General features: G+C 25.7%; 13 protein-coding genes. 8 read left to right on the top strand and 5 right to left on the bottom strand.

Annotated elements, in window-relative coordinates; translation table 11 throughout:
* Positions 1–170 precede the first annotated feature (170 nt).
* The 5 genes from R4K56_RS13575 to R4K56_RS13555 form a co-directional block, all read right to left on the bottom strand.
* Entirely contained in the window at positions 171–1091 is a 921-nt protein-coding gene (locus R4K56_RS13575) for an aldo/keto reductase (RefSeq protein ID WP_335772953.1), read from the bottom strand.
* Between the two features lie 160 nt (positions 1092–1251).
* Complete coding sequence (locus tag R4K56_RS13570; RefSeq protein ID WP_335772952.1) at positions 1252–2094, bottom strand: aldo/keto reductase; 843 nt, start codon at positions 2092–2094, stop codon at positions 1252–1254.
* A 35-nt stretch (positions 2095–2129) separates the two neighbouring features.
* Positions 2130–2981 (bottom strand): aldo/keto reductase, encoded by an 852-nt coding sequence (locus R4K56_RS13565; RefSeq protein ID WP_335772951.1) that lies wholly within the window; start codon positions 2979–2981, stop codon positions 2130–2132.
* A 211-nt stretch (positions 2982–3192) separates the two neighbouring features.
* Complete coding sequence (locus R4K56_RS13560) at positions 3193–3630, bottom strand: cyclophilin-like fold protein (protein ID WP_335772950.1); 438 nt, start codon at positions 3628–3630, stop codon at positions 3193–3195.
* 18 nt (positions 3631–3648) lie between these two features.
* Positions 3649–4032, bottom strand: a complete 384-nt coding sequence (locus R4K56_RS13555; protein ID WP_297297010.1) for a MerR family transcriptional regulator — start codon at positions 4030–4032, stop codon at positions 3649–3651.
* A gap of 218 nt (positions 4033–4250) precedes the next feature.
* Here R4K56_RS13555 and R4K56_RS13550 point away from each other — a divergent pair, with 218 nt between their 5' ends.
* The 8 genes from R4K56_RS13550 (at position 4251) to R4K56_RS13515 (ending at position 11290) form a co-directional block, all read left to right on the top strand.
* Positions 4251–4955, top strand: a complete 705-nt coding sequence (locus R4K56_RS13550) for a beta-ketoacyl synthase chain length factor (protein WP_297297007.1) — start codon at positions 4251–4253, stop codon at positions 4953–4955.
* Between the two features lie 45 nt (positions 4956–5000).
* Positions 5001–5261, top strand: coding sequence for a phosphopantetheine-binding protein (locus R4K56_RS13545; protein WP_297297005.1), 261 nt, complete (start codon positions 5001–5003; stop codon positions 5259–5261).
* A gap of 10 nt (positions 5262–5271) precedes the next feature.
* Positions 5272–6618 (top strand): AMP-binding protein, encoded by a 1347-nt coding sequence (locus R4K56_RS13540; RefSeq protein WP_335772949.1) that lies wholly within the window; start codon positions 5272–5274, stop codon positions 6616–6618.
* Between the two features lies 1 nt (position 6619).
* Positions 6620–6958, top strand: coding sequence for an ApeI family dehydratase (locus tag R4K56_RS13535; RefSeq protein WP_335758551.1), 339 nt, complete (start codon positions 6620–6622; stop codon positions 6956–6958).
* 12 nt (positions 6959–6970) lie between these two features.
* Positions 6971–7933 (top strand): LpxL/LpxP family acyltransferase, encoded by a 963-nt coding sequence (locus R4K56_RS13530; RefSeq protein WP_297296999.1) that lies wholly within the window; start codon positions 6971–6973, stop codon positions 7931–7933.
* A gap of 3 nt (positions 7934–7936) precedes the next feature.
* Complete coding sequence (locus R4K56_RS13525; protein ID WP_335758552.1) at positions 7937–8371, top strand: acyl-CoA thioesterase; 435 nt, start codon at positions 7937–7939, stop codon at positions 8369–8371.
* A gap of 77 nt (positions 8372–8448) precedes the next feature.
* Complete coding sequence (locus R4K56_RS13520; RefSeq protein WP_335758553.1) at positions 8449–9018, top strand: LolA family protein; 570 nt, start codon at positions 8449–8451, stop codon at positions 9016–9018.
* Positions 9011–11290, top strand: a complete 2280-nt coding sequence (locus tag R4K56_RS13515) for an MMPL family transporter (protein ID WP_335758554.1) — start codon at positions 9011–9013, stop codon at positions 11288–11290. The genes R4K56_RS13520 and R4K56_RS13515 overlap by 8 nt, the downstream gene beginning before the upstream one ends.
* Positions 11291–11592: the final 302 nt, after the last annotated feature.

Below are 11592 nucleotides of genomic sequence, written 5' to 3'. Positions count from 1 at the left end.
TGATATTAATTCTGTTTTATCATAATTTTCATCATATACTACACCATATCCCATACAGCCTAAGCCTATTGCAGAAACTTCTAAATCTCCTAGCTTTCTTTTTTTCATGTTTATACCTCCTAAAGTTTTATTAATAAACTATTTTTAATTGTATAATAATTAAATAATCTTTAATACCAATCATGTTTTTCATCGCGGTTTAATTCTGATATTCTTTTCATATCTTCATTACTTAATTCAAAATCGTATATTTCTGTATTTTCTATTATATGTTCTCTATTGCTTGATCCAGGTATTACAATTACGCCTCTTTGTAAATTCCATCTTAATATTATTTGAGCAACTGATTTATTATATTTTGCTGCTATATCTTTTAATACTTTATCATTTAAAAGTTCTCTTTGATGTCCTCTGCCTCCTAATGGATACCAGCCTTGCACAGCTATTCCCAAACTTTGAATATATTCTATTACTTCAGTATCTTGATAATAGGGGTGTATTTCATTTTGTACTAAAGCAGGCATTATATTTATCTTTGGAATAAAATCTTTTAATTCTTTTATGTACCAATTAGAAAGTCCTGCAGAACGAATCTTGCCTTCTTTTATAGCTTTTTCTATAGCCTTATATGCTTCAACATCATTATTTCCTGGGTGATGAAGCAGCATCATATCAATATATTCTACATTTAATTTCTTTAATGCATCATTTATAGCTTTTTCTGCATTATTATATTGATTAGGATATAATTTTGTAATGATAAAAATATCTTTTCTATCAATCTTTGAATCTTTTACAGCCTTTCCAACCTCTTCTTCATTTCTGTATATATAAGCTGTATCAATTAATCTGACACCATTTTGTAAAGCAAAAAGTACAGAATTGTAGCATTTGTCATTTAACAGACTATATGTACCTATGCCGTTTAATGGTATTTCATATCCGCTGTTTAATTTTGCTGTTTTTGTATTAAAGTTAAAAATTATTTTTTTATTGTTTTCCATATTAGTATTTGCCTCTGCTTTTTTATTTAATGAAGTTACATATGCACTAATAATAATTAATAATAAACATAAAAATATTTTTTTCATAATCTTTATTTCCAGACATTTATATATATTTTTTAATTTACTCTATTTCATTCAATTTTAATTGTGAAAAATTATAAGCGGGAATTATTATTAAGGAAATTTACAACGTTTAATATATTCCTGCTAAGTATTTAGTTGTTTATACACTTTTTATTCAGCATTATTTTCCGTAATTTATTATCATCTCTACGAAGCTAGGATCATAATGATTAACAAATGCACTTGTACCTTTGTCTAATTTTCTTAATTCCGTCATATCTGCATCTGAAAGCTGAAAATCGAAAACTTCAAAATTTTCTTTCATTCTATCTTTATGTGTAGACTTTGGAATAACTATAACATTTTCTTGTATTAAGAAGCGTAAAGAAACTTGAGCGGGTGTTTTTCCATATTTGTTTCCTATTCTTTTTAATACTTCGTTTTCAAATAAATTATTTTCCCCCCTAGCCATAGGACTCCAAGCCATAAGCTGAGTATTGTATTTTTTTAACAGTTCTCTGAAATTAGCTTGCTGCTGAAATATATGAACTTCCATTTGATTAATTGCAGGCTGCACCTCCGCAAAATTTGAAATATCTGTAAATCTATCCGGAAAGAAATTGCTTAAACCTATAGCTTTTAATTTCCCTTCTTTATAAGCTTCTTCCATAGCTCTATAAGTTCCGTAATAATCGTTAAAAGGCTGATGAATAAGCATTAAATCTAAATAATCGGTTTTAAGTTTTTTCAAAGATTCATCTATAGATACTTTTGCTTTTTCATATCCTCCGTTTGTAATCCATACTTTTGAAACTAGAAAAAACTCTTCTCTTTTTATTCCTGATTTTGAAACAGCTTCTCCTACTCCCTCTTCATTGAAATATGCCTGAGCAGTATCTATTAATCTGTATCCTGCCTCTATAGCGTCTGTAACGCATCTTTCGCATTCTTTAGGATCAACTAAATAGACTCCGTATCCCAATATTGGCATTTCTAAACTATTGTTTAGTTTTACTTTTTGCATAGCAAATTCTCCTTTTTATTTTATAATTTTAAAAATTAATCATGTATTTTATATTCATTTAAAAATTTTGCTGTTTTGTAAGAAGTATGATCTATTATTTTACTATAACCTATATCTAGTTTTACTATAGCCTCCATATCTTCTTTATCCAATTTAAAATCCCATATATTTATATTTTCTTCCATACGATTTTTATACACAGTTTTAGGGATTATCATAACACCTCTTTCTATATTCCATCTTAATATTACTTGAGCCGCAGTTTTATTATATTTTTTTGCTATTTTTAATAAAACTTCATTCTCAAAAATTCCCTGTCCTGCTTCTGCTAAAGGTCCCCAAGCCTGAGGAAGCACATCGTACTCTTTCATAACTTCTATTAATTCCTGCCTTTGAAAAAAAGGATGAAGTTCTACTTGATCTATCACAGGTTTTATTTCAAAGTTCATGCATAAATCAACCAATCTCAAAGAGTCAAAATTGCATACTCCTAGAGCTTTGATTCTCCCTTCTTTATAAAATTCTTCCATAGCTCTCCAAGAACCGTAATAATCTCCATAAGCTTGATGCAAAAGATAAACGTCTAAATAATCAAGTCCTAATTTTTTTATGGATACTTCAAATGCCCTCTTAGTATTTTCATATCCTGCATCCTGCACCCATAATTTTGTGGCAATAAAAATCTCCTCTCTTCTAACACCGCTTTCTTTAACAGCTTTTCCTACAGCCTCTTCATTAAGGTATGCGGAAGCTGTATCTATATATCTGTATCCTGCTTCAATGGCATTTAGTACAGATTTTTTACATTCTTCATAATTAGGTATTTGAAAAACTCCGAATCCTAAAATAGGCATTTCAAGTCCATTATTTAATTTTACTTTTTTCATACTATAACTCCTATTGTTGCTATTAATAATTTATTATTACTAATAAAAATTTTGGGCAAAAGGCTCTTTTAAGTGAACTTAAAAGAACCCCAAAATTTTTATATTATTATCAGTAAACTCCTTATCACTAATTTTTCAAGTTTATTATCAATTATTTTCAAATTATAGCATTAGAGTTCACTCCAATGTCAATAGTAATTTTTATAATTTTTTAATTATTAACACTAAAAGTTATTTGTACACTTCCTCTGCCAAGCGTATCTTTAAGTCCAGATGTATTTTCTATATATCCTATTTTTGTATAACTATAAGATGTTGAAAAGTTTTCATAAAAAAGAACCAAACAATTACTGCCGTAAAGCATAAAGTCACCTGTTTTTATGCTTCCAACTCTTGATGATTGTGTTGTAAGATTTTTACTTAAATTATGATATTTTTCATTAGCGTTTAAATCATTCATAGTTATTGTTAATGGCATCATAGCTAAAAAATCTTTTGCTGTTTGATTATCATAAAGTATTAATTTGTATTCTTTATTATTTATTTTTAAATTAATAGATGTATTTAATGTGTTCATAGTTGTATTATCTCCATATACTGAATTGCACGCTGTCATTATAAAAAGAAAAAAAGTTAATAGTATTTTCATATTTAATCCTTAATTATATTAATTATTTTTAGATAGTCTGTTTTCACATTCTCTCATTTTTGTATCATAATTTTGTATTTTAAAGTCTAATTTTTCCAATGTTTCTTTAAGTTCATTTATTCTATTTACTATTGTTTCTCTTTGATCTATTAGTAATTGTTTTCTTGCCTCTAATGTGGCATCACCTTTATTGTATAGCTTTATATATTCTATCAATGATTCTATACCCATTCCGGCACTTCTCATATATTTAGCAAATTCTATCCAAGCTAGATCATGATCAGTATAATTTCTTATTCCGCTTTCGCTTCTTTCTACCTCAGGAATTATTCCTATTCTTTCATAATACCTTAATGTATCAGTGGATAATTCCATTTTTTTGCTGACTTCTGCTATTGTCATAATTTTATCCCCTTTATGGAAACTAATAATGTTATAAAATTGTTCATTATTGCTTATTTATAGCAGAATTATAACATTGGAGTGCACTCCAATGTCAACATTTTTTTATATTTTTTACTTTTTTTATTTTGTACTGATTTATTATTAATAGTTGACTTTATACTATAATTTAGTATAATTTCTAAAAGTGAAATTATGATTTTTATATTAGGAAAGTTATGTCGGATTTATGTTTTAGAGTGCTGGATTGGGACTTTTTTGCTCCAGATATGGATAAAAAGTTTATATTAGACAATATAAATAATGATATAAAAATTACTTATGGCGATACTAATCCAGATTTAGACTTTATACCAAGGGCACAAAAAAGAAGGCTTAGTCAAATAACTAAATTATCATTTGAATCTGTAAAAAATATAATAAAAGAAAATGAACAAATGCCTATATTTTTTGTATCAAAATATGGAGAAATAAAGCAGCAATATAATATTTCAAAGAAGATAGTTACAGAACATGAGGTTTCTCCGGCTCTTTTCAGTTTTTCTGTTTTTAATACTGCGGTAGCACAGCTTACAATATTTTATCAAAATCATGAAAGAGCTATTGCCGTTACTTGTTATGATAATTTTATAGATACAGCACTTGTTCAAGCTATGGCTTTTTTAAAAACTTCTAATCATAATGAAGCCCTTATAATCATAGCTGATGAAAGATTACCGGAAAGTTACGAAGAAATATCTAAAGACATTAATTATTCTTTTGCATGTTCTTTTCTTATATCTAAAGACAATCCTAATATTTGTATTGATATGTTAGAAAATGACACTAAAAAAGATGAAAATTCTATTATAGATTTTATAAAATTTATATCAACAGACAGTACTAATTTGAAATTGGGTAAAATCGAATTAACAAAAAGATGATTTTCTATATTTTTAGATAATAATTATTTTAAGGAGAATTATAAAATGAGTATTGAAGACCAAATAAAACAAATAGTGATAGAAGCAGCAAATTTAGAAGGTATGACAATAGATGATATAGATACTGATGCTCCATTATTTGGAGATGAATTAGGTCTTGATTCTATAGATGCATTAGAGATAGGTGTTGCTATTAGAAAGAAATTTAATATAAGTTTTTCTGATATAGAAGAAAACAATAAAAAACATTTCTATTCTGTTGCAACTTTAGCTAAATATATAAGAGAAAATTCAGATAACAAATAAAAACAATATTATGAGAAAATTAAGCAATACAAATTTTTATTTATTAAAAGATTCAGAGGATATTTTTCTTATTCATAAGGAAAATAAAAGTTTTATAAAGTATAAAGAATATGTAAATGATATAGTAAAATGTTTGGAATATATTTCTAAATATAAAGAAGATACTATTACAGTATTTATTGAAGATGCTTATAGATTTATTTCTATTATTACAGCAGGATTTATACTTAAAAAAAGGGTTAATGTTTTGAATAATAATAGCCCTAAATATGTTGAAAGCATAGTAGACAATACTATGATTTATATATCCGATACTGAAAAATCTGCTTTTAATTTAGACGAAGTATTTAACAGCAGTACTAATGATAAATGGTTTGATTTGCTTAAAGAAACTATTATTGATGAAAATGTATATATCAATTTTTATACATCAGGCTCAACAGGTCACCCTAAACTTATAGAAAAGACTTTAAAGCAATTTGAGGCAGAAGCTACTAAAATAGTTAATCAATTTACTGATGAAATAAAAGATTCTGTATTCTTATATACAGTTCCTCATTATCATAGTTATGGTTTTGTATTTGCAGTATTAGTTCCATATATGTTGGAATTAAAATGTATTAATAACAGAATAAATTATTTAGAAACTATGAATAATTTTGCACAATATGATAAGATTACAGTAGTAACAACACCAGCATTTTTAAAGAGAATAGATAAATCTTCATTGAAAATAAAATCTAAATGGTATTTATTTTCATCTACAGGAGTACTTGATAAAAGTGTTAATGATCTTTGTAAAGAGGTGTTTAATACAGATGCTACAGAAATTTACGGAAGTACTGAAGCTGGTGCAATGGCTTTTAGAAGAAGAAGCGAAAATGAATTATGGACAAGATTAAGCGTTGTAAGTTTGAAAGTTGATGAGAATGGAAGTATAGAATGCTGTTCAGGTTATACAGGTGATAATATTTGGATACATGTCGGCGATGTTGTTAATATGAAAAATGAAAATGAGTTTGAACTTTTAGGAAGGGAAGACTCTATAGTAAAAATTGAAGGTAAAAGAATAAGTGTTCAGCAAATAGACAGACAAATTTTACAAGATAAGCATTTTAAAGATAGTTATACTATATATTGTAAATCTGAAAAAAGAGAATATGTTGTTTCTTTTGTGGTTCTTAATGGAAGCAATAATAATATTGAAGAGATGAAAAAATATACTATTGAGTATTTAAAAGGATATTTTGAAACTGTTGTTTTACCTAAAAAAATATATTTTGTAGACAGTATTCCAAGAAGCGAGATTGGAAAGGTAGACAGAAAAGCACTTGATGCTATAATGCAAGGAAATTAAATTGTATAGTGATATTGCTAATTATACTATAGATGAACATACTCAAGATATGTTTAAAGTTAAGCTTTTTATAGGTGAAAATTTGCCTTATTTTGATGGGCATTTTGAGAATTTTAAACTTTTACCCGCTATAGCTCAAGTAAAGATTGCTGTTGATATATCCAAAAATATTTTTAATAGAGATTTTGATATCAATAGACTTTTAAAATTAAAATTCGTAAATATGATTTTTCCAAATACAAATGTTATCATAGAATGTCATTGTTTGAATAATATACTTTCTTTTAAGATATATGATGAAGATAAAAAATATTCAGACGGCAAATTGTATTTTGCTTAGAGGTTTTATCTTATGAGTCATTGGAGTGAGGAAAAAGAAATAGGCAATAGGTGGAAGGCAGTATTTTCTGCTTTCGTTTATAAAATATTAGGAAGAATGTTTATAATAATATACCTAATACCTATAAGTATTGTTTATTTTTTCTATTCTAAAACTAGAATGCAGGCTTCAAGAGATTATCTTAGAAGAATGTCAAAATATAATAAAAAAATAAAGTCTAATTTTATTTGTTCATATAAGCATTTACTTTCATTTGTAGTGTCTATTTCAGAAAAAATAGCAGCTTGGAACGGCGATATACCTATAAAAGATTTGATAATAAAAACTAAAGATGATTATGAGAAAGTTATTGAATTGCTTAATAATAAAAACGGCATGATAATATTATTTTCTCATATAGGAAATGTTGAGCTTTTAAAGGCATTAGCTGTTATTAATGAAGGCAATCCTATTAAAAATTATAAGATAAATATAATAATAGATTCTAGGGTAAATAAAAATGTTAATATATTAATGGGTGAAGGTAAAAATAATTCCTTTATAGATTTTATTGATGCTTCCAATATAGGCCCTGAAACTATTATAAGTATTGAAAATAAATTAAATAATGGTGAAATAGTAGCAATAGCAGGTGATAGAACTTCTAATAAAACAGACAGAGTAAATTATATAAATTTTTTAGGAGAAGATGCTCCTTTTCCATGCGGTGCTTTTTTGATTCCTATACTTCTTAAATATCCTGTTTATTATTTTTTCGCTTTAAGAGAGAATGACAAAATACTTTCAAAGAAATATAATTTTTATATACATTCTTCAAAAATAAAGTTGGATAGTGAAGAATCAAAGAACAGAAAAAGAAAAAATGAACTTATATTAGAATTAACTAAAGAATTTGCTTCCATTATAGAACAAAAAGCTATAGAATATCCTTATCAATGGTATAATTTCCATGATTTTTGGTATAAGGGGAATTAATTTATGGGTAAAAATATAAATAAAAAGATTTATTTAGAGAATGATTATTATATAAAACCTTCTTTCTATGATTTAGATCCTATGGGAGTTGTTTGGCATGGCAATTATATAAAGTTTATGGAGCAGGCTAGAGAGGCTATGCTTGAAATTATAGATTATAATTATGATATTATGACTGCTAAAGGTGTAATGTGGCCTATAGTAAAATTGGAAGTAAAATATATTAATTCTATTAAATTGAATCAAAAAGTGAGAATTCATACTGCTTTAACAGAGTATTTAAATGGCATGAAAATAGAATATACTTTTTATGATGAAGATAATAAGATAATATCAAGATCATCTACATTGCAAATGCCTATAGATTCAGAAACTAGAAAAGGTTTTTTAAATAGTCCAAAAGATTTTATTGAAAGAATAGAAAGAATTAATAATTAAATATAAAGTTTTTTTTACAATTTTTGTTTTTATTGTATTATATATCATACTATATAAATAATATTAGGAAGTGTAAAATGAGAAAAATTTTTATAATATTTATTGCAATGGCTTCTATTTTATTATGCCAAGTTAAAGACGAATACAAGAATGCTAAACTTTTAAAAGGTACTTATACACAAATAGTTACACAGAAAGGAAGAAGTTTTGAATCTTCAGGTGATTTCATTGTTGCAAGCGGTTATGGTATATGCTGGTTTACTAAAAGCCCTAAAGAATCAATCACTGTTATGGGAGATAAAAATGTTACTCAGATACTTCCAAACGGTAAAAAGAAAGTTATGGCAGATTCAAGCAATGCTATGTTTTCTCAAATAGCTAATATAATAAAATCAATATTCACTTATGATGAAAAAACTATAAAGGATTCTTTTGATCAAACTTCTGAAAATGGAGTTACTGTTTATACTCCTAAAACTGAGGAGTTAAAAAAAGTAATAGAAAAAATAGAAGTTAGTTTTGCTTCTGCCGGTTATATAGAAAAAATAAAAATGTATTCTTCAAATAATAGTACAACTGAATATATAATGAAAGTTTTATCAAAATCTAATTCTTTAACTCCTGAGGAGACAAAATATTTTGAGTAAGAGAAAATTTTTAATAGCTTTATGGATATTTTTTCATTTATTTGCAGTTGCTGTATTCATAATAAGACATGATAAAATAGCAAAGATAGATACAAATTTTTTATCCATAACACCTAAATTTCTTGAAGATAAAGATTTTCAAAAACCATTAGAAGATTTCTTTCTAAAAAATTCAAGCAGCGTAAAGATATTCATAGAAAGTGAAAATTTTGATGCAGCAAAAGATAATGCATTAAAATTAGAAAGTTATATAAAAGATTTAAATACTAATGTTGCTGTGAATTTACGTTCTAAAAGTTATGATAATATATTGGAAATGATGATCAAATATAAATATCAGCTTCTTTCAAAAGAGATAAGAGATTATTTATTGAATGATGAGGCAGATATTGTTGCTGAAAATTCTCTTGCTAATTTTTATTCTCCGTTCTTTATACCTATAGTTGATAATGTTGAAGATGATCCTTTCTTTGTTGTTAATTCTAAAATAAATGAAATTCTAGTTTCAGAAAATAATGTGGAATCAAGAGATGGAATACAATTTATAAATTATGAAAATAAATACAATGTTCTAATTAATATAGACATGCCTAAAAAAATAGACAGTGAAGATTTTTTTGATAATCTTACATCTTATTTAAATGATTTAGAAAGTAATGAAGATATAAATGTATATATATCAGGTGTTCCAATACATACTTATTATAGTCAAAAGAGTGCAAAGAGTGAAATTACTATTATATCTATTGTATCATTGATAGTTATTTCTATAATATTTATTTTTATATTTAAATCTATAAAGCCTTATATTGTATCAATGTGTACAATATTTTTGGCTGGCGGTACGGCATTTTTATTATCATCTATATTTTTTAATTCTTTGCATATATTTACATTTGTATTTGGTACAAGTTTAATAGGTATATCGATAGACCATTCAATACATTTTATAACAGAATGGTATAATGAAAAAGATAAAAAGGAAGTATTAAAAAAAATATTTCCTAGTATGCTTTTAGGTTTTTTAACTACTATAATAAGTTATTTATCATTATCTTTAACTTCTCTTACATTATTAAAACAAATAGCTTTATTTTCTATATTCGGACTTGTAAGTTCATTTTTGACAGTAAACATAATATATCCTATAGTATTTAAAAATGATAAAAGAGAAATAAAGAGTTCTATATTAAATGGAAGTAAAAATATATTAAATAGTTATGTTAAAATAATTAATATAAAAACAGTATCCATACTTTTTATAATTTTAGTTTTAATTTCTGTAATATCAATACCAAGGATAAAAGTTAATTTTTCAGCCAATCAGCTTTATAATACACCAGACTTTTTATTAAAGAGTGAAACAGAAGTTTATAAAAGATTGAATACATCTTTGGCAAAAAATATAATAATATCGAGAGGAGATACTCTTTCAAAGGCATTATTGGCAGAAGAAAGTATAGGTGATAATTTTACTAATAACTATATGTCTATATCAAGAGTACTTTATTCAGATGAAAGACAAAAAGATAATATAAAACTTGTAGAAGAAAAATTAATGCCTCTTTTAAAAGATCAAATTAATGCACTTGATTTAAATGAAGCTTCATATAATAAAATAAAATTAGAATTTGAAAATACTAAAAATGAAATTCTTGATATAAATAAAATAATTGAAGAACCAGATTTTAGTGATTTAAAAAAGATTATCACTACAAATAATAATAAATATTTCCTTATAGCAACAAGCGATTATAATACTAACGATGTTATAAAAGTTACTAATAATGATGTTAAGATATTTAATTTAAATCAAGAAATTAATGATGCATTAGACAGTACTGCAAAAACTGCTATAAAAATGGCTGTTATTGCATATATAATAATATTCATAGCTGTGATGATATTCTTTAATAAAAAACAGGCTTTGGCTATAATATTAGTTCAGTTAATGTCAATATTGATTAATTTATCATTACATTCAATATTTGGAATGAATATAAATATATTTTCAATATTTGCTTTGATACTTTCTATAGGAATATCAATTGACTATGCAATATTTTTCTCAAACAGTGCAGCAGATAAAGAGATTACATTTTTAGCAGTATTTTTATCTATGATGACAACAGTATTATCCTTTGGTACCTTGGCATTCAGCGGATTTATACCTGTTAAATCATTCGGTTTATTCTTATTTATAGGAGTTTTATCATCATTTATTCTCTCTCCTGTATTATTCAAGTTTAATAAATTGATTGATAAAAATTAGAATATACAGGAAAGTTAAAAAAATTTTAGTATATACCTAAACAATTATATTTTGTCAAAAATAATTTTTTTAAATTTTAAATATCTGCAGGGCTTTGCCCCGCCCCCCACTTCTTTTGGTGCCCCAAAGAAGCAAAAGGGCTATATTTTAGCTTAAATTAATAGTTTATATTACATGTAAAACAATTTTAGTATGATTTAGTACTAATTTTATACCTTGCACTTTTTGCAACTTTTTGCGGCGGGAAAAAGTTGAATAAAAAAATGACAAACTTAAAAATTTTCAGTATATACTGAAAATTT

The organism is Brachyspira pulli (assembly GCF_036997785.1).
Classification (GTDB): domain Bacteria; phylum Spirochaetota; class Brachyspiria; order Brachyspirales; family Brachyspiraceae; genus Brachyspira; species Brachyspira pulli.
The sequence above is the reverse complement of the archived record's forward strand: the minus strand, read 5'-3'. Positions and strand labels throughout refer to the sequence as shown.